General features: G+C 48.0%; 19 protein-coding genes and 4 tRNA genes. 16 read left to right on the forward strand and 7 right to left on the reverse strand.

The window, feature by feature from the left end:
• The first annotated feature begins 100 nt into the window (after positions 1-100).
• Positions 101-589 (forward strand): CvpA family protein, encoded by a 489-nt coding sequence (locus tag R3177_RS02060; RefSeq protein ID WP_318969379.1) that lies wholly within the window; start codon positions 101-103, stop codon positions 587-589.
• A 20-nt stretch (positions 590-609) separates the two neighbouring features.
• Positions 610-2,121 carry an amidophosphoribosyltransferase gene (gene purF / locus R3177_RS02065; protein WP_318969380.1) on the forward strand — a complete coding sequence of 504 codons (1,512 nt, stop codon included), beginning with the start codon at positions 610-612 and terminating at the stop codon, positions 2,119-2,121.
• Positions 2,122-2,211: 90 nt separating this feature from the next.
• On the opposite strand, the gene R3177_RS02070 is transcribed toward purF, so the two are convergent.
• On the reverse strand, positions 2,212-2,811 hold the full coding sequence (locus R3177_RS02070; protein ID WP_318969381.1) for a Yip1 family protein: 600 nt from the start codon (positions 2,809-2,811) through the stop codon (positions 2,212-2,214).
• Between the two features lie 197 nt (positions 2,812-3,008).
• On the opposite strand from R3177_RS02070, the gene miaE reads away from it, so the two are divergent.
• The gene (gene miaE / locus R3177_RS02075; protein WP_318969382.1) at positions 3,009-3,800 is read left to right on the forward strand and encodes a tRNA isopentenyl-2-thiomethyl-A-37 hydroxylase MiaE; all 792 of its coding nucleotides are present in this window, start codon (positions 3,009-3,011) and stop codon (positions 3,798-3,800) included.
• Here the strand turns inward: miaE and R3177_RS02080 are convergent.
• Positions 3,778-4,527, reverse strand: coding sequence for a UDP-2,3-diacylglucosamine diphosphatase (locus R3177_RS02080; RefSeq protein WP_318969383.1), 750 nt, complete (start codon positions 4,525-4,527; stop codon positions 3,778-3,780). The genes miaE and R3177_RS02080 overlap by 23 nt on opposite strands.
• A 9-nt stretch (positions 4,528-4,536) precedes the next feature.
• Positions 4,537-5,031, reverse strand: a complete 495-nt coding sequence (locus R3177_RS02085) for a peptidylprolyl isomerase (protein ID WP_318969384.1) — start codon at positions 5,029-5,031, stop codon at positions 4,537-4,539.
• A gap of 166 nt (positions 5,032-5,197) precedes the next feature.
• Between R3177_RS02085 and cysS the strand changes: the two genes are divergently transcribed.
• Positions 5,198-6,577, forward strand: a complete 1,380-nt coding sequence (cysS, locus tag R3177_RS02090; protein ID WP_318969385.1) for a cysteine--tRNA ligase — start codon at positions 5,198-5,200, stop codon at positions 6,575-6,577.
• 65 nt (positions 6,578-6,642) lie between these two features.
• Here the strand turns inward: cysS and folD are convergent, their stop codons facing one another.
• Positions 6,643-7,503, reverse strand: a complete 861-nt coding sequence (gene folD, locus R3177_RS02095; RefSeq protein WP_318969386.1) for a bifunctional methylenetetrahydrofolate dehydrogenase/methenyltetrahydrofolate cyclohydrolase FolD — start codon at positions 7,501-7,503, stop codon at positions 6,643-6,645.
• Positions 7,504-7,691: 188 nt separating this feature from the next.
• On the opposite strand from folD, the gene R3177_RS02100 reads away from it, so the two are divergent.
• From R3177_RS02100 to R3177_RS02155, 12 genes are all read left to right on the forward strand, one after another.
• A tRNA-Pro gene (locus R3177_RS02100) sits at positions 7,692-7,768 on the forward strand.
• A gap of 66 nt (positions 7,769-7,834) precedes the next feature.
• Positions 7,835-7,911 (forward strand) — tRNA-Arg (locus R3177_RS02105).
• A gap of 26 nt (positions 7,912-7,937) precedes the next feature.
• Positions 7,938-8,013, forward strand: a tRNA-His gene (locus R3177_RS02110).
• Positions 8,014-8,035: 22 nt separating this feature from the next.
• A tRNA-Pro gene (locus R3177_RS02115) sits at positions 8,036-8,112 on the forward strand.
• 448 nt (positions 8,113-8,560) lie between these two features.
• Positions 8,561-9,682, forward strand: coding sequence for a glutamate 5-kinase (proB, locus tag R3177_RS02120; protein ID WP_318969387.1), 1,122 nt, complete (start codon positions 8,561-8,563; stop codon positions 9,680-9,682).
• On the forward strand, positions 9,679-10,932 hold the full coding sequence (locus tag R3177_RS02125) for a glutamate-5-semialdehyde dehydrogenase (RefSeq protein ID WP_318969388.1): 1,254 nt from the start codon (positions 9,679-9,681) through the stop codon (positions 10,930-10,932). The genes proB and R3177_RS02125 overlap by 4 nt, the downstream gene beginning before the upstream one ends.
• A 284-nt stretch (positions 10,933-11,216) precedes the next feature.
• Complete coding sequence (gene tig / locus R3177_RS02130) at positions 11,217-12,527, forward strand: trigger factor (RefSeq protein ID WP_318969389.1); 1,311 nt, start codon at positions 11,217-11,219, stop codon at positions 12,525-12,527.
• 123 nt (positions 12,528-12,650) lie between these two features.
• A complete protein-coding gene (clpP, locus tag R3177_RS02135) occupies positions 12,651-13,256 on the forward strand; it encodes an ATP-dependent Clp endopeptidase proteolytic subunit ClpP (RefSeq protein WP_318969415.1) in 606 nt (201 codons plus the stop codon).
• Positions 13,257-13,311: 55 nt separating this feature from the next.
• Positions 13,312-14,592 (forward strand): ATP-dependent protease ATP-binding subunit ClpX, encoded by a 1,281-nt coding sequence (clpX, locus tag R3177_RS02140; RefSeq protein WP_318969390.1) that lies wholly within the window; start codon positions 13,312-13,314, stop codon positions 14,590-14,592.
• A 112-nt stretch (positions 14,593-14,704) separates the two neighbouring features.
• Positions 14,705-17,101 carry an endopeptidase La gene (gene lon, locus R3177_RS02145; protein WP_318969391.1) on the forward strand — a complete coding sequence of 799 codons (2,397 nt, stop codon included), beginning with the start codon at positions 14,705-14,707 and terminating at the stop codon, positions 17,099-17,101.
• 210 nt (positions 17,102-17,311) lie between these two features.
• A complete protein-coding gene (gene hupB, locus R3177_RS02150) occupies positions 17,312-17,584 on the forward strand; it encodes a nucleoid-associated protein HU-beta (protein WP_019674802.1) in 273 nt (90 codons plus the stop codon).
• Positions 17,585-17,726: 142 nt separating this feature from the next.
• Positions 17,727-19,631, forward strand: coding sequence for a SurA N-terminal domain-containing protein (locus R3177_RS02155; RefSeq protein ID WP_318969392.1), 1,905 nt, complete (start codon positions 17,727-17,729; stop codon positions 19,629-19,631).
• 103 nt (positions 19,632-19,734) lie between these two features.
• On the opposite strand, the gene R3177_RS02160 is transcribed toward R3177_RS02155, so the two are convergent.
• From R3177_RS02160 to R3177_RS02170, 3 genes are read right to left on the reverse strand one after another with little or no spacing between them, the layout of a single operon-like run.
• Positions 19,735-20,502, reverse strand: a complete 768-nt coding sequence (locus R3177_RS02160) for an ATP-binding cassette domain-containing protein (protein WP_318969393.1) — start codon at positions 20,500-20,502, stop codon at positions 19,735-19,737.
• Positions 20,502-21,494 carry an oligopeptide/dipeptide ABC transporter ATP-binding protein gene (locus tag R3177_RS02165; protein ID WP_318969394.1) on the reverse strand — a complete coding sequence of 331 codons (993 nt, stop codon included), beginning with the start codon at positions 21,492-21,494 and terminating at the stop codon, positions 20,502-20,504. The genes R3177_RS02160 and R3177_RS02165 overlap by 1 nt, the downstream gene beginning before the upstream one ends.
• Complete coding sequence (locus R3177_RS02170; protein ID WP_318969395.1) at positions 21,495-22,388, reverse strand: ABC transporter permease subunit; 894 nt, start codon at positions 22,386-22,388, stop codon at positions 21,495-21,497. It abuts the gene before it with no gap.

Genomic DNA, 22,388 nt, shown 5'->3' on the forward strand with positions numbered 1-22,388 from the left:
CGGTTGGTGGTAAGCCGCTATCAGGTGACTGAAAATAATTAGCCAAGCCCGAACCGGTTTGATAGAATGCGCGCCGTCATCAGGCATCCTTTGGTAGCAAATGGTTTGGGTTGATTTTGTTATATTGGCAATTATTGCCTTGTCGGCTGTCATCAGTCTGATCCGCGGTTTCGTTAAAGAAGCTGTCTCACTGGTAGTATGGTTTCTGGCCTTTTTCATTGCCAGCCAGTATTACCCTAAACTCGCGTTACTCTTCACCAACATTACCGATCCGACTATCCGTAACGCTTCTGCTATTGCTATTTTGTTTATTTGCACCTTAATTCTGGGTGCCCTTATTAACTTTGTTATTGCTAAATTAGTGCAAAGTACAGGGCTGTCGGGTACCGATCGGGTACTGGGTCTGGTATTTGGTGCGTTAAGAGGCGTACTGGTAGTCAGTGCAGTGTTGTTTTTTATGGATGCTTTCACTCCGGCCGCGCAAGCGACATGGTGGCAGCAATCGGTGTTGATCCCCGAATTTGGTTTTATCATCGAATGGTTTTTTGAGTATCTGGAAAACCATTCCAGTTTTATGCAAAAGCCTTAGGGCTGGCGAGGAAATAATCAATGTGTGGTATCGTTGGAATCGTAGGTAAGTATCCGGTTAATCAGGCGCTGTATGATGGTCTGACAGTGTTACAACATCGGGGCCAGGACGCCGCAGGTATTGTTACCGTTGATAACAATACCCTCAGATTACGTAAAGCCAATGGGCTGGTGAAAGATGTGTTTGAAACCCGGCACATGCAAAGGTTATCAGGCAATATTGGCATTGGCCATGTCCGCTATCCTACTGCGGGTTCGTCCAGTACAGCAGAGGCGCAGCCGTTTTACGTCAATAGCCCCTTTGGTATTGCCCTGGCGCACAACGGTAATCTGACCAACTCTCACGAGCTGAAAGAGGACATGTTCCGGTTAGCCCGCCGGCATATTAATACCACCTCAGATTCAGAAATTTTATTAAATATCCTGGCACATGAGCTGCAGGCAAAGTCAACCATGCAGTTAGAGCCTGAACAGATTTTTAGTGCGGTGGCCAGCGCTCATCGGAAAATTCGCGGGGGTTATGCCGCGGTTGCCCTGATTATCGGCCATGGTCTGGTGGCATTCCGAGACCCTAACGGCATCCGGCCATTAGTGATGGGTAAGCGGGAAACCGCCGCTGGCACCGAATATATGGTGGCCTCAGAAAGCGTAGCACTGGATGCTGATGGTTTTACGGTGCTGCGGGATATCTCGCCGGGCGAAGCAGTATATATTACCGAGCAGGGAGAGCTGTTCAGTCAGCAATGTGCTGAGAACCCCAGTTATACGCCCTGTATTTTTGAATACGTTTATTTTGCCCGCCCTGACTCGACCATCGATAATATTTCGGTGTATGCCTCGCGCGTGGCGATGGGTAAAGTACTGGGCCAGAAAATTAAGCGTGAATGGGCACATCTGGACATTGACGTAGTGATTCCTATCCCGGAAACAAGTAATGACGCAGCGCTGGAGATTGCCAATGAGCTGCAGTTACCTTTTCGTCAGGGCTTTGTCAAAAACCGTTATATTGGCCGCACGTTCATTATGCCCGGCCAGGTTCAGCGGAAAAAGTCGGTGAAACGTAAACTAAATGCGATATGGCAGGAGTTTAAGGGGAAAAATGTATTACTGGTGGATGACTCTATAGTACGTGGCACCACATCCGGTCAGATTATCGAAATGGCGCGTGAAGCCGGTGCCAAAAAAGTCTATTTTGCCTCAGCTGCACCGGAAATTCGCTTCCCTAATGTCTATGGTATTGATATGCCATCCGCTAATGAGTTAATTGCCCATGGCCATGATGTTGACAGCATTTGTGAAACGATAGGTGCCGATGGTCTGATTTTCCAGTCATTACCTGACTTAATTGAAGCGGTTCGCTCTGAAAATCCGGAAATAAAGCGCTTTGAGACATCAGTTTTTGATGGCCATTACGTTACTAATGATATTGATCAGGACTATTTAAACCGGCTTGATCAAACCCGCAGTGACGATGCTAAGGCACAAACAGCGATGGCGATGGCAACCAATCTTGAAACCTATAACGAAGGCTAGATGAAAGCTAAGCACTGCTAAATAACAACAGGCGCCAATTGGCGCCTGTTTCATTGTAAACTTAGTAAATTCAGTATTTAGTCAGACCGCTTAGTGGGTATAGGTCGGGCCAAAACCAGACATCCATAAGATCATGGTTGTTGCCATTAGTACGGCTAGCAGTGTCAGACCGCCGGTAACCACAGAGCTGGCGTAAATAAAGCCACGCTCTTCCGGGATGTGCATTAAAATGGGAACGCCGACATAAAGTAAATATATTGAGTAAGCGAGCCCAACCAAACCGACACTGACCACGAACCATAATTCCGGATAAAGTGCCGCAAATCCCACCATAAATAATGGTGTAGAGGTATAAGAGCATAACTCCACTGTCTGGGTGTAGGTCGGTTCAGCGCCAAAAGTATGCGCCATCCAGTGAGCCAGCCAGGCAAGGGCAAATACGCCAATGATTAGGCCAAAGTACATTGCCACGGACATCACCAGACCGCTTTGGGCGGTCAGTTTTATCGGGTCACCTACACCGATGCTCCAGCCCAGATGTACGGCAGAATAATAGGCACAAATAGCCGGTATCAGCGCGACAATCAGAATATGGGCCATGCTGTAGCGAAAACTTTCGTGTCTGGCATCAATGGTATGCCATTCTTCTTTCGGGTGGGCATAAATGCCCCATAAATGGTTTAGTATCATAATTATTATCCTTTTTACTACGCCCTTATATCGGGCATCTTTGTTATGAAGCTGCCCTTAACTCAGTTATGACTAAAACTTAGCCATTCGTCAAGCGGCTTGCTGTATTTTTCAGCAGTGCCGCTCTGTCAACCTGGCTTGGTAGTCGGTAGGCCTTTGGGTATAATGTTTCGGTATTTTTTCTAAAAGCGAATGTCATGTTAAGTACTGAATTAGATAATCTGATACAACCCGTCAATGACTTTTTAAGTTGTGCGACACCGGCTAGCTGGCTGAAAGAGGCTGCACGGCCTGAAAACCTGGCGACATTGTTAAGGGATCATCTGATTTGTGAGCTAAAGGCGGCTCAGAGTGCCATGTATCTTATCCGTCGCTATGCGGTAGATGAAAGTAGTGCTAATGCCTTGCTGCAATGGTTAAAGCCTTATGAAGATTTTACCTATCGCCAGCAGGGTGACTGGCGTGCGCTGGCTGGTCTTAGCTTAAAAAAATCGATGATCCCCAAAGCCAGCAGCGATTATACCCAGGATTTAATCGACAAAATGGTGCTGCTGATTAAAGAGGAACTACACCACTTTTATCAGGTGCTGGAGCTGATGGCTGATAATGATATTAGTTATCAGAAAACGACGTCCAGTCGCTACGCCAAAGGTTTACTGCGCCACGTCCGCACGTATGAACCTCAGGCGATGGTTGATAAGCTGATTTGCGGTGCCTACATTGAAGCACGATCGTGTGAGCGTTTTGCCAGATTGGCGCCATTACTTCCGGCCAGAATTGCTGATTTTTATATTTCGTTACTGCGCTCAGAAGCGCGGCATTATCAGGATTATCTGACATTAGCCGAGCAAATTGCCGATGCTGATATCTGTGAGCGGATAGCTTATTTTGGTAAGGTGGAAGCAGAACTGATTAGCAGCCCGGATTTTGATTTTAAATTTCACAGTGGCTGCCCTCAGGTAGCAGCTAGTGATCAGTCAGCGGCGTAAATACCAGATCCCATTTGTCAGCCGATACGGCTAAGTAACTACTCTGACTGTACCAGTCACCAAGCACATAACGCTGGCCGGGAACACCATTTATATCGACCTGATGCACTGCCGGGCGGTGGGTGTGGCCATGAATAAGCCTGGTCACACCAAACTTTGCCATGACTTTAGGCACTTCCTCTGGTGTAACATCCATAATCTGTGGTTGCTGCTGCTGACTATAACGTTTTTTATGCTCCGCACTTTTACGCCGGGCTTTCGCCGCTAACCGTTGCCGGAAGGCGATGGGCGTTTTAAGCAGCAGCCATTGCCACCAGGGTTGGTTCCACCATTTTCGAAATTTCTGATAAGCGATATCCAGGGTACAAAGGCTGTCACCATGCATAATCAAGGTAGGCGTACCGTATAAGTCAATAACCTGCTGCTGAGGTAATAATTGCATGCCGGCGCGGCTGGCGTAGCCCTGACGTAATACAAAATCGCGGTTACCATGAATAAAATAGACAGGGACCTGTTGGCTTAGCGTTGCTAAGGCAGTCGCTACCGTATCAAGCAACGGTTCGGGATTGTCATCACCAATCCAAACTTCAAATAAATCACCGAGAATATAAAGCGCATCAGCCTTAACGGCTTGCTGCTTTAAAAAACGCAGGAACGCAGCAGTTATATCGGGCCGATCTGCAGATAAATGCAGATCGGCGATAAACAGCGTATGTGGGGTGGGCATCACTAACGCTTAAGCGACAAGCTCTGCTTTTTCTATCACCACCGGCTCAACGGGCACATCGCTGTGGCCAGCGAAACGACCGGTTTTTACCTGACGGATTTTATCGACAACGTCCATTCCGTCGGTCACTTCACCAAATACGCAGTAACCCCAGCCCTGACCAGATTCTGAAGTATGGTTTAAAAAGCTGTTATCGGCGATATTAATAAAAAACTGACAGGTAGCAGAATGCGGGTCATTGGTCCGCGCCATTGCGATGGTGCCTTTTTTATTAGCCACTTTATTATTGGCTTCGTTTTTAATCGGTGCTTTGGTTTCCTTCTGATCCATATCCTTAGTAAAACCACCGCCCTGGATCATAAAACCATCGATAACCCGGTGAAAAATAGTGCCGTCAAAAAAGCCATCTTTCACATAGCTGATAAAGTTTTCTACGGTAACCGGCGCTTTATCGGCAAACAGGTCAAGGGTGATAACGCCATAATTGGTATGTAATTTAATCATTGCATAAGATCCTCTGTTTTAATGGCGTCATTGTAACTCAGCCAGGGCATTTCATAAAGCAACGATAGCGACCGTTGTTAGCTGGTGGTACACTAGCGGGCTGAATGTTAAGCCTTTATACCTAGGGGTAGCGGGCGAGTTACCAGTTAAAATTTTGGGGATGCGAATGTTACAGATCTACAATACCTTAAGCCGTAAAAAAGAAGTGTTCAACCCTATTGAGCCAGGCAAAGTGGGTTTGTATGTCTGTGGTATTACCATTTACGATTATTGCCATGTAGGTCATGCCCGTACCTACGTGGCCTTTGATGTGATTAACCGTTACCTGCGTTTTTGTGGTTATGACGTGACTTATGTCCGCAACATTACCGATGTTGATGACAAAATTATTAAGCGTGCAGCAGAAAATAAAGAAAGCTGCGATGCGCTGACTGCGCGTTTTACTGAAGCTATGCATGCCGACTTTAACGCACTGGGGTTATTGCCAGCCGATATAGAGCCGCGGGTCACCACTCATATGGCGGAAATTATTGCCTTAATTGAGACCCTGATTGCCAAAGGCTATGCCTATGTCGCGACTGACGGCGATGTGTTATTTGATGTCAGCAAGTATGATGCTTACGGCGAACTGAGCCAGCAAAACCTGCAGATGCTGCAATCAGGCTCGCGGGTAGAAGTGGCGGACAACAAAGACGATCCATTGGATTTTGTGCTTTGGAAAAGCGCCAAAGCAGGTGAGCCGTTCTGGCAATCGCCATGGGGTAATGGCCGTCCGGGCTGGCATATCGAATGTTCGGCGATGAGTGCCAGACACTTAGGCGAGCATTTTGATATTCACGGTGGTGGCTCTGACTTACAGTTTCCGCATCATGAGAACGAAATTGCCCAGTCAACCTGTGCTCATGGTCATAAATACGTTAATACCTGGATCCATACCGGTATGGTGCAGGTCGATAAAGAGAAGATGTCTAAATCATTAGGCAATTTCTTTACCGTCAAAGACGTGCTGGCGGAGTATAACGCCGAAGCAGTGCGCTACTTTTTATTATCCAGCCATTATCGCAGCCAGCTGAATTATTCGGCTGAGAACTTAACACAGGCGCATGCGGCTTTAGGTAGACTATACACCGCGCTGCGTAATGTTACGCCAAGCCACAGTATCGACTTGAAAAGCCCGTATATTGCTCAGTTTAAATCAGCGATGGACGATGACTTCAACACGCCGGAAGCCTTACCGGTGTTGTTTGAGCTGGCACGTGAAGTAAACCGTTTTAAAGAAACCGAACCAGCTAAAGCCGCTGAATTAGCGGGGCTATTAACGCTGTTAGCAGGAGCCTTAGGTTTACTGCAGGGCGATGCCGAGCAGTTCTTGCAAAGTGGTGCCTCGGATGATGATGTGGCGGAGATTGAAGCGTTAATCGCCAAACGCAATACTGCCCGCGCTAATAAAGACTGGGCAGCAGCCGACGCCGCCCGCGATGCATTAACCGCCAAAGGTATTATTGTTGAAGATAAAAACGGCGTAACCAGCTGGCGTAAAGCGTAACGTCCAATCGTTAACACTAATAAAAAACCGCCAACAGGCGGTTTTTTTATGCATGAAACGATGTGTCAGTGCTTATCGTGATACAGCTCGCAGGCTTCCAGGGTATTTTCCACTAAGCTGGCAACCGTCATCGGGCCTACGCCACCTGGTACCGGGGTGATATAACGTGCATGTTTTACTGCTGTGCCATATTCAACATCACCAACCAGCTTGCCACTGTCGAGCCGGTTAATACCAACATCAATGACCAGGGCGCCGGGTTTTACCCAGTCCCCGGGAATAAATTCCGGACGGCCCACGGCGACCACCAGCAGGTCAGCGCGCCGTACCTGCGCCTCCAGGTTTTTGGTAAATTTATGACATACCGTGGTGGTGCAGCCAGCAAGCAGTAATTCCAGTGCCATTGGCCGGCCAACGATATTGGAGGCACCGACCACAACGGCATCCATGCCTTTTATATTCACGCCGGTACTTTGCAGCAATGTCATAATGCCTTTAGGCGTACAGGAGCGCAGTGCCGGCATGCGCTGGGCTAAGCGGCCAATGTTGTACGGATGGAAGCCGTCCACATCTTTATGCGGCGCTATCCGCTCTAATATGACTGACGAGTCTAACCCTGCTGGCAGGGGTAGCTGCACCAGAATGCCATCGACGGTGTTGTCGTTGTTAAGCGTGTCAATTAAGTCAACTAATTGCTGCTCGGTTGTATCAGAGGGCAGATCGTAAGATACAGAATGAAAGCCCACCTCTTCGCACGCTTTGCGTTTGCTGCCAACATAAACCTGGGATGCCGGATCCACACCTACCAGCACAACCGCTAAACCCGGTGCTCTTTTTCCCGCTTTTACCCGTGCTCTTACCTGGGAGGCAACTTTGTCTTTTGTTGCCTGAGCGACTGCTTTACCATCAATAATTTGTGCTGTCATGTTGGGGGGATCTCTGTCACGTTTTGATGCCGCTATTTTCGCACAGCCGCCGGCAGAACTCCATCCTGAGCAGTTAATCGCGATAAAGGTTCAAATAATCAGCAATCGACTGATTATTGCAAAAAAAGGTTTGACGCTGCAGGTGGCGGGCGTTAATATTCCGCCCCGTTGCAGCAGTGCAGCGAAGTCGGTGATTGGCGCAGCTTGGTAGCGCACTTGGTTTGGGTCCAAGGGGTCGCAGGTTCAAATCCTGCATCACCGACCAACTTTAAAACGGTCAGGTATAAAACAACCGGACTAACGTTTTTCAGCTTGGTAGGGTTTCGATTGTGCGCCCGTAGCTCAGTTGGATAGAGCAACGGCCTTCTAAGCCGTGGGTCATAGGTTCGAATCCTATCGGGCGCGCCATAAACAAGCGCAGTACAGTTTCAGTGGTGGTTGTAGCTCAGTTGGTAGAGCCCCGGATTGTGATTCCGGTTGTCGTGGGTTCGAACCCCATCATCCACCCCATATTTCTCTGAGTTCTGATAGTCGGTGATTGGCGCAGCTTGGTAGCGCACTTGGTTTGGGTCCAAGGGGTCGCAGGTTCAAATCCTGCATCACCGACCATTTTCCCTTAAGTTAAAACAGCGTACCTGGTTTGGGTATTGTTACGCCCACAGGTCGCAGGTTCAAATGCTGCATCACCGACCACTCTTCCTTATTTCAAACTTAGCATTATCACTCTTCAGCTATGCTGCCGTGTTTGGTTGATATTCAGCTATTTCTTAATAATATCTCGCTTATACCAAGTATTCACGCAATCTATAGTAGGGTGCGCTATGCAGCCGTTTTCATCTTTTTTTACTTAACGGAATAGCCGCTAAAACTGTAATTTAATTACAGTTTTACTCGATGAAAAGTCAGTTTCAGCGTGATGGCTGGTATTGGGTTTCATGCTAAATTAATGAATATTAATGCTTATTTGTGCCGCTTGTTTGCCTGTTACACCATACTCACTGTGGTGCATGGGTAGCCTTTTTGCTATACTGCCGCCGGTCAAAATAACGGAGGAGCTATGATAAACCCAAGCTGGCGTCGGGTTGTACTGAAGGTGGGCAGTGCCCTGATTGCGCCAGATAACGAAGGATGTAGTGAACAATATTTACGTCCAATCGCTGAATTTATCCACCAATGCAGACAACAGGGTCGGGAAGTTATTCTGGTGTCTTCTGGTAGTGTAGCGGCAGGCCGTCATCACTTTAATTTTTCTCATCAGCGGGTGCCCATAGCATTAAAACGCGCAATGGCAGCGGTCGGCCAGAATCAGATGATGAATTTCTGGACCAATTGTTTCGATTTCCCTTGTGCTCAGGTGTTACTGACACATGGCGATTTAAGTGACCGGGTGCGTCACGTTAATATTCAGAATACGTTAAAACGGTTACTGGACCACCAGATACTGCCGATCGTTAACGAGAACGATACGATTGCCACTGATGAGCTCAAAGTTGGGGACAACGACAATCTGGCCGCAATGGTCGCAACAGTGGTTAATGCCGATGCCCTCATTATCTGTTCAGACGTGAAAGGTTTATATACCGCTGATCCGAGCAAAGACCCGATGGCGACCTTGATCCCGGAAGTCAGCACTATTGATGCAGCGATTTTCGCTCTGGCCGGTGGGGCTGCGTCCGCTGTCGGCACCGGTGGTATGCGTACTAAAGTGGAAGCGGCCGAGAAAGCAACGGCTCAGGGCATTGATACTCTGATTGTTGACGGGCATCAGCCAGAAACTTTTGAGTGTCTTTTAGCGGGTGAGAATCCTGGCACGGTATTTTTTGGCCAGCATAAACCGTTACCGGCTAAAAAACATTGGGTACGACATACGCTGCGTGCCAAAGGTGAAATCTGGGTTGATGATGGTTGTGTTGAAGCGTTAAGTCAGCACGGCGCATCACTGCTAAGTAGTGGTATCGTCCAGATTAAAGGCGAGTTTGATTCAGGTGATGCCGTCATTATCCGCTGTGCCAAAGGTACCCGCCGCATCGCCAAAGGCGTAAGCCGCTTTAGTGCTACGGAGCTTTTCTCAATTAAGGGACAGCAGAGCCGGGATATCCCAAAGTATCTGGGTTATTGTCCTGCCGGAAGTGATGCTGTTATCCACCGTAGCGAAATGATGTTATTGGAGAAATTATGATTTCTGATGTTGCAGCCGGTCTGGCTGCCCAGGCAGCCAAAGCTGCCAAAGCTGTCGCTGTATTATCTACAGAGCAGAAAAATTTTGTATTACAAAGCTTCGCTAACCGTATTCGCGAGGCGACAAGTACTATTATCGCAGCAAATAAAGATGAAGTTGCGCAGGCTAAGAGTAACGGTACCAGTGCTGCCATGATTGACCGGCTGACACTGGACCCGCAGCGGATAGAGGCGATGGCGCAGGCGATTGAACAAATTATTCAACTGCCCGATCCGGTTGGCCTGACCCGCCAGATTGAACAGCGGCCAAATGGTATTAATATCGCGAAAACCCGGATCCCGCTCGGGGTGATTTGTATGATCTATGAAGCACGGCCCAATGTCACTGCTGATGCTGGCGCGTTATGTTTTAAATCAGGTAATGCGGTCATTCTGCGCTGTGGCCGCGAAGCGATTAATACCAGTCTGGCGATCGCTGCTGCGATGCGGCAGGCTTTAAAAGACCACGAATTACCGGAAGAGGTCATTACCATTGTACCGGATCCGGATCGGGAATTATTGCTGGCGCTGTTAAAGCAAGATCAGTTTATTGATCTGGTGATTCCGCGCGGGGGCGAAGGGCTTATTCGTTTTGTCACTGAGCACAGCCGCATTCCGGTGATTCAGCACTTTAAAGGCGTTTGTCATCTATATGTTGACCAAAGTGCTGATCTGACGATGGCGCTTAACTTACTGCTAAATGGTAAGGTACAACGCCCTGGTGTTTGCAATGCGCTGGAAGGCTTGCTGGTTAATAAACATCTGGCTGCAGACTTTTTGCCGATGGCGGCCAGGGCGCTGGCTGAACATCAGGTAAAAGTGCATGCCTGCAAGCAGAGCGTCAGCTATTTTAAAGGTGCGTCTGAGCTTGCTGATGATGAGTTTGGTCAGGAATATCTGGCACCGGAAATTGCTGTGAAAATCGTTGCTGATATGGACGACGCAATTGCCCATATAGATCGGTTCGGCAGTCAGCATACCGAAGTTATCTGTACTGCTGATCAGGGCAATGCTGAGCGTTTTATCCGGACAGTGGATACTGCCGTGGTAATGCACAATACCTCATCGCGCTTTTCAGACGGCGGCGAATTGGGCTTAGGTGCTGAAATAGGAATCTCAACCAGTAAGCTGCATGCATACGGTCCTATGGGACTGGAAGCCCTGACCACTGAGAAATATGTGGTAACCGGTAACGGCCAGGTCAGAAATTAATTCTGCCTGGTCGTTTATGGCCGCTAAATCAGAGCGTCAAAGCCGCTTTTTAGTTGGCTATGTTATTGAACAGACTTAACTTTAACCGGTTAAGTCTGTTTTTTATTTTTTGTCAGGATAAAGGCTGAAAACAAGCTGGGCTAAAGGCTCGACTACGGGTGTTTAGCCCGCTATAATGCCGCGTCTTATTTTATAACAGGTCAGGTTCAGCGTAAGTTTTCCGAGTCCCGACCATACAAGCACGGCGTATTTCAGACGCCTGATTTTGATTTCGAGGTAGCAAGATGCAAGTTTCTGTGGAAACCACCCAGGGTTTAGAGCGCCGTTTAACTATTACTGTACCGGCTGATAAAATTGATTCAGAAGTAAAAAACCGTTTACGTGATCTGGCAAAACGTCAGCGGATTGATGGTTTCCGTCCGGGTAAAGCGCCGGTGTCAATTATTCAAAAGCGCTATGGTCAGGCGGTTTTGCAGGAAGTTGCCTCAGAACAAATGCAGCGCTCATTCTATGAAGCTGTTATTGAAAACAAATTAACACCAGCCGGGGCGCCTACTTTTGCCCCGGGTAAGCTGGCTGCCGGTAAAGATTTAGAATTTGCTGCGACCTTTGAGATCTATCCGGACGTGAGCGTTGCGAATCTGGAAAAAATTGAAGTAAACAAGCCTGTGGTTGACATCAGCGAAGATGATCTGGCGAAAATGCTGGAGACATTGCGTAAGCAACATGCAAAATGGCAACAGAAAGACGCTGCTGCAGCCGAAGGTGATCGGGTCACCATGGATTTCGTCGGTTCAATTGATGGTGAAGAATTTGAAGGTGGCAAAGCCAGTAATTTCCAGCTGGAATTAGGTGCCGGCCGGATGATCCCGGGTTTTGAAGATGGCATTATCGGCAAAAAAGCTGGTGAGGAAGCTACTATCGATGTTACGTTCCCGGAAGATTACCACGCTGAAAACCTCAAAGGTAAAGCTGCCAGCTTTGCAGTGAAGATCAATACCGTAGAAGAGCAGGTGCTGCCTGAATTAAACGATGAGTTTGCCACATTATTTGGTTTAGCCGAAGCCAATGTTGATGCCCTGAAAACAGAAGTGCGCAAAAACATGGAACGTGAACTGAAGCAAACCATTAAAGGCAAAGTAAAAGAGCAGGTTATTAAAGGCTTGCTGGCTAATAACGAGCTGGAAGTGCCACAATCTCTGGTGGGTGGCGAAGTTGAAGTTCTGCGTAAGCAAGCATTGCAGCGTTTTGGTAATAATGTTGATCCTAAGCAATTGCCTGAATTACCGGCATCGTTGTTTGAAGAGCAGGCAAAAGATCGGGTTAAGGTGGGTTTGCTGTTAGGTGAAATCATCAAAACCAACGAGTTGAAAGTTGATAATGCCAAAGTGGAAGCATTAATAGCTAATGTGGCGTCTGCTTATGAAGATCCGGCTGAAGTTGTGCAGTATTATCACAGCAACAACGAGTTAATGCAGAGCATGCGTAATGTCGCGTTGGAAGAGCAGGCAATTGAGTTAATTCTGACTAAAGCCAAGGTTAATGAGCAAACTGCAAGCTTTAACGAGATAATGAATCCGCAAGCCGCTAACTAAGATTGACTTATCGTGGTATGACGGTTTTAATGGCTCGAACAGCAGTTCGGGCCATTTTATTTTCCGGCCAGACCATTTCGAGATGAAAGTAAGGGATCCCATTTTATGCCAATGTCACGTGATATGACTGACATCATTAACGCTCTGGTGCCTATGGTAGTTGAACAAACTGCTAAAGGCGAACGCTCTTATGACATATTTTCCCGGTTATTAAAAGAGCGGGTAATATTCCTGACAGGTCAGGTAGAAGACCATATGGCAAACCTGATTGTCGCGCAGTTATTGTTTCTTGAGTCAGAAAACCCCGAGAAGGATATTTACATTTATATCAACTCACCCGGGGGGTCAGTGACGGCCGGCTTATCAATTTACGATACTATGCGCTATATTAAACCTGATATCGCGACAGTTTGCGTCGGCCAGGCGGCCAGTATGGGCGCATTTTTGTTATCAGGCGGTACCAAAGGTAAGCGCTACTGCTTACCTAATGCCCGGGTAATGATTCATCAGCCATTAGGTGGATTCCAGGGGCAGGCCACTGATTTTGAAATACATGCCAGAGAAATTCTTGGTATCAAAGAGAAGCTGAATCGCTTGATGGCTGACCATACCGGCAAAACATACGAAGAGATCGCAAATGATACCGAACGTGACCGTTTCTTAAGTGCGCAACAAGCCTTGGAATATGGTCTGATTGATACCATATTAAGTAAAAGAGACACGAAGTAATTAAAGCAAGGTGACCAGGTTGGTGGTCACCCGCGACGTAATAAGAGGTAGTTACATGTCTGATCACCGCACTGACGGCGATAAAAGCGGCAAGTTACTGTATTGCTCGTTTTGTGGCAAATCACAGCATGAAGTGCGTAAGTTGATCGCAGGACCACAAGTCTATATTTGTGATGAATGCGTTGATTTATGCAACGACATTATCCGTGAAGAGATTAAAGATATTTCGCCTAAGCGCGAATCGGATACCTTACCTACACCAAGAGAGATTCGTGCTCACCTCGATGATTATGTTATCGGTCAGGAGCATGCCAAAAAAGTATTGGCGGTAGCGGTATATAATCACTATAAAAGACTGAGAAGCGCGCAGCACAAGCAAGAAGTTGAACTGAGCAAAAGCAACATTTTGTTAATTGGTCCAACCGGCAGCGGTAAAACCCTGCTGGCAGAAACGCTGGCCCGGCTGTTAGATGTGCCATTTACGATGGCGGATGCGACTACCCTGACAGAAGCAGGTTATGTCGGTGAAGATGTCGAGAACATTATTCAGAAACTGCTGCAAAAGTGCGATTATGACGTTGAAAAAGCCCAGCGTGGTATTGTCTATATCGACGAAATTGACAAAATTTCCCGTAAGTCTGATAACCCCTCTATTACCCGCGACGTGTCAGGTGAGGGTGTCCAGCAAGCCCTGTTAAAACTGATTGAAGGTACGATTGCCTCCGTACCGCCGCAAGGTGGGCGCAAGCATCCGCAGCAGGAATTTTTGCAGGTCGACACCTCGAAAATTCTGTTTATATGTGGCGGGGCCTTCGCCGGGCTTGACAAGGTTATTGAACAGCGAAGCGCTAAAGGTGCTGGGATCGGTTTTGGGGCTATGGTTAAAAGTAAAGAAAGCACCCGTAGTCTTAGCGAGTCATTTCGCGATGTAGAACCGGAAGATTTAGTTAAATATGGTTTAATTCCGGAGTTTATCGGCCGTCTGCCTGTGGTCGCAACGCTGACAGAACTGGATTTAGATGCCCTGGTGCAAATTCTCAGCCAACCTAAGAATGCGTTGGTCAAGCAATTTGCCGCTTTATTTAAAATGGAAAACGTTGAGTTGGAATTCCGGGATGATGCGTTAAAAGCCATAGGCCAGAAGGCGATGGAACGGAAAACCGGCGCCAGAGGGTTACGCTCTATTGTTGAAGGCGTGCTGCTCGACACTATGTATGAGTTACCGTCAATGGCAGATGTCAGCAAAGTGGTAATCGATGAAACAGTGATCCGCGGCGAGACTCAGCCCATACTGATATATGAGAACAGCGAGCCGGATGTGGCGCAGTCACACTAATAAAAAAGGAGCTGATTCAGCTCCTTTTTTATTTTCACAATTGAAGTTTGCCAATTTAACCCCATATACTGGCTATCAGAGTCGCCCGCAGTATTAATTCGAGAGAAAATCAATGACAGTAGAACAAACTGAACGTTTGCATATGCCGGTATTGGCGTTGCGTGACGTCGTCGTTTACCCCCACATGGTGATCCCCCTGTTTGTTGGTCGGGCTAAATCTATCAAGTGTTTAGATGCGGCGATGGACAACGATAAGCAGATTTTTCTGGTCGCTCAGAAAGACGCGTCACTGGATGATCCTAGTGCTGACGATTTATACCAGATTGGTACCGTTGCGACCATTTTACAATTATTGAAATTGCCTGACGGCACGGTAAAAGTACTGGTTGAGGGTTCAAAGCGCGCTAAGCTGGCTGAATTTACCGAAACTGAAAATGCCTTTGCTGCGCATGTAGAATTGATCCCGTCAATTGATATCGACAGCAGCGAGCAGGAAGTGTTTTTACGCTCAGCGATTAACCAGTTTGAAGGCTATATCAAGCTCAATAAAAAGATCCCGCCTGAAGTATTAACGGCACTGAGCGGCATCGATGATGCAGCCCGGCTTGCCGATACTATGGCCGCTCATATGCCTCTGAAAGTCGAGGATAAGCAGAAGGTACTGGAGTTGGTTGATGTAACCGAGCGCCTGGAATACCTGATGGCAATGATGGAAAGCGAGATCGACATATTACAAGTTGAGCGCCGCATTCGCAGCCGGGTTAAAAAACAAATGGAAAAAAGCCAGCGCGAGTATTACCTGAATGAGCAAATGAAAGCCATTCAGCGTGAGCTTGGCGATCTGGAAGATGCTCCCGACGAGTTTGAAGCTCTGGCGGCCAAGATTGAAAAAGCAAAAATGCCGGTAGAAGTAGCGAATAAAGCCAGGGCTGAGTTGCAGAAGCTGAAAATGATGTCACCGATGTCAGCTGAAGCCACCGTGGTGCGCAGTTACATTGACTGGTTATCGACAGTGCCGTGGAAAGCCCGCAGCAAGGTGAAGAAAAACCTGGCAGCAGCCGAGCAGGTGCTTAATGCGGATCATTATGGTCTGGAGAAAGTAAAAGAGCGGATTATTGAATATTTGGCAGTACAGCAACGGGTTAACAAGTTAAAAGGCCCTATTTTATGCCTGGTCGGACCTCCTGGTGTCGGCAAGACGTCGCTGGGCCAGTCCGTGGCCAAAGCGACCGGCCGTAAATACGTGCGGATGGCGCTTGGTGGCGTGCGCGATGAAGCCGAAATTCGCGGTCATCGTCGGACTTATATTGGTTCGATGCCGGGGAAAATTATTCAGAAAATGGCGAAGGTCGGCGTACGTAATCCTTTATTCCTGCTGGATGAAATCGATAAAATGGCCTCTGACTTTCGTGGCGATCCGGCGGCTGCTTTGCTTGAAGTGCTTGACCCTGAGCAAAATGCCACCTTCAGTGATCACTATCTGGAAGTTGACTACGACCTGTCTGATGTGATGTTTTTTGCCACGTCAAACAGCCTGAATATTCCGGCAGCATTGCTGGACCGGATGGAAGTGATTCGCTTATCAGGTTACACCGAAGACGAAAAACTGAATATTGCCCGGCAACATCTGATCGCCAAGCAGATAAGCCGCAATGGCTTAAAACCTCACGAGCTAACGATTGAAGACAGCGCCATTATTGGCATTATCCGGTATTACACCCGTGAAGCCGGGGTACGTAGCTTAGAGCGTGAAATTTCTAAGTTGTGCCGTAAAGCTGTAAGAGAAATTTTGCTTAATGCAGAAGTCAAAAAAGTGGTTATCACAGCGGATAATCTTGAGAATTACCTCGGCGTGCAACGTCATGATTACGGCAAGGCTGAGGACAGTAACCGGATTGGTCAGGTGACCGGTCTTGCGTGGACTGAAGTCGGCGGTGATTTACTGACGATAGAAGCCGCATCTGTCGTCGGTAAAGGTAAACTGACCTTTACCGGCTCGCTGGGCGATGTGATGAAAGAGTCAATTCAGGCCGCGATGACGGTTGTCCGCAGCCGGGCTGAAGTGCTGCGGATTAATGAAGATTTCTATGAGAAAAGAGATATTCATGTGCACGTGCCAGAGGGCGCGACACCAAAAGATGGCCCAAGCGCCGGTATTGCTATGGTCACGGCATTGGTTTCCAGCCTGACAGGCAATCCGGTGCGGGCAGATGTCGCCATGACCGGTGAAATTACCCTGCGTGGTGAGGTGTTACCTATTGGTGGACTGAAAGAGAAATTACTGGCAGCGCACCGGGGGGGGATCAAGCGGGTGTTAATACCGCATGATAACGTTCGTGATTTAAAAGAAATACCGGATAACGTGAAAGGCGATATTGAAATTAAAGCCGTCAAATGGATTGAGGACGTACTGGAGTATGCGCTGCAGGAGCCTACAGACCGTGTCACTACAGGAAATACGGCAAAAAATGCAGCAAAAAGCAAAAAAACCATAAAAAATCCGGCTTAGGGGCTTTTCATTCCCGTTGGCTGTGCTAAGTTATGGTCAGTTTCGACCAAGCCCTTGTATAACAAGGGCTGCGGTTAAAGCGAAAAATTATTAGTTTGAAAGCGTCTTCTGCTTGCAACACAACAAGATGCTTGTTATAACGAAGCGCAGTCAAGAAAAGCTAATAACTGCTGGTTGTAGAAAATAATAACAATTGAAGGGGATGATATTGTGAACAAGTCTCAACTTATCGACAAAATTGCTGCTAACGCAGATATTTCAAAAGCGGCAGCTGGTCGTGCACTGGACGCGTTCATTGACGCTGTTACTGATGCTCTTAAAGAAGGCGACTCTGTAGCGTTGGTTGGTTTTGGTACTTATAGTGTACGCGAGCGTGCAGCCCGTACTGGCCGTAACCCACAAACTGGTGCTACTATCCAAATCGCTTCTGCGAAAATTCCTTCTTTCAAGCCAGGTAAAGCGTTAAAAGACGCCGTAAACTAACTGGTTGCTGGCCCCGGCGCGCCGGGGCAGCCTGTAAAGCACGGGTAAGTCACCGGGCTTCATTAAAAAAGGCGCATCTGTTAAGATGCGCTTTTTTTTTAAGACAACTTGCCGTTAAGTTGAAAATAGAGATATCGCGAAGATGTTAGAAAGAATCAGAGAAGGCTCCCAGGGGGTTATAGCCAAATCCATATTAGGATTGGTTATTCTTACGTTTGCCCTGGCAGGTGTAGGCAGTTATTTAAGCTCGCCAACCGAGGTATCGGTGGCAGTAGTAAATGGCGAAGAAATCAGTCAAACCCAGTTCGAACAAGCATTGCAGCGTGATCGGGCCCGGATGCAGCAACAATTTGGTGAAATGTATGACACTATCGCCGCTGACCCTGCTTATAACAGCCGGTTCCGGGCAGAAGTGCTTGAAAGGCTGATTGAGGAAACCTTGCAGCAACAGTTTGTCCGTAAGCTGGGGATCCGGGTCGGTGATGATCAAGTGCGGGATACCATCAGAAGCCTGGGAGAATTTCAGGTAGACGGAACCTTCAACAATGACCGCTATATCGCCTTGTTAAGACAGATGGGATACCAGAGCACTGATTTCCGCGAGTTAGTCCGTGAGGATATGGCGGCCAGTCAGTTCAGGGCCGGTGTTTTTGCCAGTGAATTTTATTTACCGTCAGAGATGCAGCAGATCCGCCAGCTTGAACAACAAAGCCGTGATATAAGCTATGTGGTGGTTAAAGCAGAAAACTTTGCTGATCAGGTAACAATCAGCGAGCAGATGGTAGAAGATTATTATCAGATGCAGCTGCAACGTTTTGCTACTGAACCGAAAGTGGCCGCGGAGTACGTAGAGCTCTCTGCAGCGGCACTGGCAGAAGATATTGAGATTACTGAGCAGCAGATCGAGGCTTATTATGCTGCAAATCAGGCGCGCTTCAGCACAGCTGAACAGCGGCAGGTTGCCCATATTATGCTGGAGTCTGATGGTGCTGATGAAACAGTGGCTGCTGAAGCCGCAGCATTATTAACCCAGTTACAACAAGGCGCCGATTTTGCTGAACTGGCAAAAGCGCATTCAGACGATACATTTTCGGCAGAGAGTGGCGGAGTGCTTGATAATCTGGAGCCGGGACAGATGGACCCGGATTTTGAGCAAGCAGCTTTTGCGTTAACTGAAGCCGGACAATTAACCGGTGTTGTGCAAAGTGAATATGGCTATCACATTATTAAGTTGGTGAGTCTGACGCCAGGCCAGCAACAGCCTTTAGCAGAAGTGCGTGACACCATTATTGAGCGGTTAAAGCAGGAACAGGCAACAGAGCAATTTTATCAGTTACAGACCCGTATGGCTGAGGTGGCGTTTGAAGTTCCGGATAACCTGGAAGAGACCGCAGCAGTACTGGATCAGCGCGTGCTTGCTACGCCACTGTTCACTGCCGATCAGGCTACCGCACCACTGGACCATCCAGCAGTCGTTAGTAAGCTGTTCGATCAGCAATTTATTGAGGATGGCTTAAACAGTGATCCGATTGAAATTGGTAATCAGCACCTGGTCGTTGTGCGGGTAAAGGAATTTCAACCAGCCCGTACTTTACCTCTTGAGGAAGTGCGAGCCGAAATTACTGACACTTTGAAAGTCGAGCAGCAAGCCCGGCTGGCGCAGGAAAAGGTGACTGCATTGCTGCAGGATCAGACTGACCTGGTGAGCTTAGCAGAGCAAGTAAATAGTCCGGTACAGACTGCACCGGCGACCCCGCGCTTTGGTGGTACTTTGGATCCTGAAATCCGGGCAAAAGCATTTAAATTGCCAAGACCGGTAGCTGGCACGCCAAGTATTGACTCGGTAACACTGACAAGCGGCGACGTCGCAGTGGTAGCAGTATCTGCCGTTCAGGATGTCGAAGTGACAACCGTACCTGCAGAAGATGAGCTGGCGAGAATGGCGCAGCGCCAGGCTGAACAAAGTTATCTGGCGTTAGTGGCCGCGTTGAAAGCTAATGCAGAAATCAGCCGCAATCTGCGAGCTGCTGAGCCGGAGCAGAATTAAGCCAATACGGCTTTTGCAGAAACAAAAAAACCGTGCCTAATGCACGGTTTTTTTATTGTCTGAGGGTAAACACAGCGCAACGGATTATCAACCAACAGCGGTGTTAACCAGTAGAACTGTTAATCAGTTTTCTGGTGTAATCATGATCCGGCGCGGCAAATACTGCTGCCGTGGCACCATAATCAACCACCTTACCCTGATGTAGTACCAGAATGCTATCGCTGATATGACGAACCAGTCGCAGCTGATTACTGATTAACAGATAGGCTAGGCCGGTACTCTGCTGTAGTTCCAGCAATAAATTAACAATTTGCGCCCGCAACGTCGGGTCAAGCGCTGTTAATGCTTCATCGAGGATCAGCAGTTTGGGGTCTAAGATAAGTGCCCGGGCCAAGGCCACCCGCTGCAGTTGGCCGCCGGAAAACATGTGCGGGTAATATTCAGCATGTTCATCCAGCAAGCCGAGCAGTTTCAGGGTCTGACCAATTTTATAACGGCGTTGCTGCTGGTCCAGTACCGTGCTGAAACATAATACATCCTCTAGCATCTGCCCCACTTTTTGCGATGGGTTTAATGAACGGCCAGCGTCCTGGAAAATAAAGCGAATGACATGATTATACTTTTTATAGTGACTGATCTCGACAGGCTGACCTGCCAGCAGGATTTGTCCACTATCAGGTTTTTCAATACCAACCAGAAGTTTAGCCAGGGTACTTTTGCCAGAACCCGTTTCACCAACAATAGCAAGCGTTTTGCCTTCCGCCAGGGTAAAACTGACGTTGTCCAATGCCGTAATATGCTGTCGGCCAAACCAACCTCGTTGCTTGCTGTAGCCTTTACTTAAGGCTTGTACTTCAAGTAAGTCTGTCATCACTTATCCTTGGTTGTTAATGGAAAATGACAGCTGAAATAATGGTTTTGCTGACGCTCCAGGGCGGGGGTTTTTACGCATTCCTTGCGGGCATTCGGACAGCGTGGCCCCAGGCGACAGCCTATTGGCACGTGCTGTAAGGTCGGAATACTGCCCGGCAGCGCATAGAGTGGCGTTTTAGGGGCTAAGTCAGGTTGAAATTCCGGTACGCTTTTAATCAGTGCATCGGTGTAAGGGTGCAAGGGCGACTGCAGGACCTGGCTGGTTTCACCTGCCTCTACCAGCTGACCACAATATAATACACTGAGTTTTTGAGTATAGCGGGCGACACTCTCCAGTTCGTGACTGATCAGCAGTATCGACATGCCTTTAAGTTGATTAAAACTGGCAAGCAGACGGAATAACTGAGCCTGAGTAGTGCTCTCCAGTGCTGTTGTCGGTTCGTCAGCAATTAACAGTTTAGGGTTTTTAGCAATCGCCATGGCGATCATAACTTTCTGACAAATGCCTTCCGACAGTTGATAAGGATAACTTTGCAATATCCGTTGGTGCTCACGCACCCCTACTTTATGCAACAGGCCAATGGCCTTTTTGCGCCTTAACGCATTACGACGCCACCAGGGGCCGCTAAGCAGATGATCCGGGATGGCTTCCTCCAATTGTTCGCCAATCACAGCAGTAGGGTCGAGACTGCGGCTGGGCTCCTGATATATCATCGCAATATCACGGCCAATAATTTGCCGCCGTTGCTCCGGGGTGAGCCGCAGCAAATCCTTACCAAGCCAGTGAAAACGGTCTGCTGTGACTTTCCAGCGGCGATTTAATACCCCGACAATCGCTTTCGCTATCAGACTTTTACCTGAACCTGACTCACCAACCAGACCCCGGATTTCACCTTCCCGTAAACTGAGACTGACCCGGTCTACCGCTCTGATCAAACCATCAGCGGTTTCCAGCTCAATCGTCAGGTTTTTGATATCCAGCAATAACATTTAATTTTGCCGCCTTTTTAAAATCGCGGTTTTCAAACCATCACCAACCAGATTGACGGATAACACGGCAGTAAAAATAAGTAAGCCGGGAATGGCGACACTACTTGGTGCCAGATAGATAAGATCAAGCGAATCACTGATCATTGCGCCCCATTCCGATAAAGGCGCCTGGGCACCAAAGCCAAGAAAACCCAGGGCGGCGATATCTAAAATCGCCGTGGATATTGCCATTGTGGCCATTACAGTAAGTTTTTCCCATATGTTGGGCAAAATAAGTCGGGTTAATACATGCCAGTTCGTTGCCCCATCTAACCGGTAGGCAATCACATAATCCTGCTTTAGCTCTTCATCAATCGCATTGCGGATCCCGTGCACAAATTGCGGTAACAGCGCCAGCATGATGGCCCAGGTGGTATTCAGTAGCCCTGGCCCGGTCACCGCAACAATAATAATTGCCAAAAGTAATGATGGAATGGTCAGCGCAAGATCAAGAATATGATTGAATACACTGGACTTTACCCCTTTACTCATTCCAGCCAGAGCACCAAGTATCAGCCCCATTACAAGGGCGCCCGCTACGGTAATAAGTGCAAAACCAAAAGTGTAACTGGTGCCTTTTATCATCCGGGACAGTAAGTCACGTCCCAGATCATCGGTGCCGAAAGGATACTGCACTAAGCCTGCGGCATTCCATGACGGAGGTAAAAGTAGCAGCTCATCGACCTGCAGGTAGGGGTCATGGGGTGTGAAAAAGGGCGCCAGTATGCTGATAATAAAGAAAGTAAAAAATAGTGCCAGTCCCGTCATGGCGGAATGCTGCCGCCGGAATTCACGCCACAGTTGCTTAACCGGTGAGCGGTTGTTCTCTTCGAGGTATAACCTGAGTTTGCTCAC

The sequence above is a fragment of the Arsukibacterium sp. genome, from assembly GCF_033722355.1.
In the GTDB taxonomy this organism is placed as follows: Bacteria; Pseudomonadota; Gammaproteobacteria; order Enterobacterales; family Alteromonadaceae; genus Alishewanella.

Coding starts and splice junctions, on each gene's coding strand:
- R3177_RS02125 (WP_318969388.1), top strand. CDS start 9,679: ATGATTTCTGATGTTGCAGCCGGTCTGGCTGCCCAGGCAGCCAAAGCT.
- purF (WP_318969380.1), top strand. CDS start 610: ATGTGTGGTATCGTTGGAATCGTAGGTAAGTATCCGGTTAATCAGGCG.
- proB (WP_318969387.1), top strand. CDS start 8,561: ATGATAAACCCAAGCTGGCGTCGGGTTGTACTGAAGGTGGGCAGTGCC.
- folD (WP_318969386.1), bottom strand. CDS start 7,503: ATGACAGCACAAATTATTGATGGTAAAGCAGTCGCTCAGGCAACAAAA.
- R3177_RS02080 (WP_318969383.1), bottom strand. CDS start 4,527: ATGCCCACCCCACATACGCTGTTTATCGCCGATCTGCATTTATCTGCA.
- R3177_RS02155 (WP_318969392.1), top strand. CDS start 17,727: ATGTTAGAAAGAATCAGAGAAGGCTCCCAGGGGGTTATAGCCAAATCC.
- R3177_RS02060 (WP_318969379.1), top strand. CDS start 101: ATGGTTTGGGTTGATTTTGTTATATTGGCAATTATTGCCTTGTCGGCT.
- R3177_RS02160 (WP_318969393.1), bottom strand. CDS start 20,502: ATGACAGACTTACTTGAAGTACAAGCCTTAAGTAAAGGCTACAGCAAG.
- clpX (WP_318969390.1), top strand. CDS start 13,312: ATGTCTGATCACCGCACTGACGGCGATAAAAGCGGCAAGTTACTGTAT.
- miaE (WP_318969382.1), top strand. CDS start 3,009: ATGTTAAGTACTGAATTAGATAATCTGATACAACCCGTCAATGACTTT.
- tig (WP_318969389.1), top strand. CDS start 11,217: ATGCAAGTTTCTGTGGAAACCACCCAGGGTTTAGAGCGCCGTTTAACT.
- R3177_RS02085 (WP_318969384.1), bottom strand. CDS start 5,031: ATGATTAAATTACATACCAATTATGGCGTTATCACCCTTGACCTGTTT.
- lon (WP_318969391.1), top strand. CDS start 14,705: ATGACAGTAGAACAAACTGAACGTTTGCATATGCCGGTATTGGCGTTG.
- clpP (WP_318969415.1), top strand. CDS start 12,651: ATGACTGACATCATTAACGCTCTGGTGCCTATGGTAGTTGAACAAACT.
- R3177_RS02165 (WP_318969394.1), bottom strand. CDS start 21,494: ATGTTATTGCTGGATATCAAAAACCTGACGATTGAGCTGGAAACCGCT.
- cysS (WP_318969385.1), top strand. CDS start 5,198: ATGTTACAGATCTACAATACCTTAAGCCGTAAAAAAGAAGTGTTCAAC.
- R3177_RS02070 (WP_318969381.1), bottom strand. CDS start 2,811: ATGATACTAAACCATTTATGGGGCATTTATGCCCACCCGAAAGAAGAA.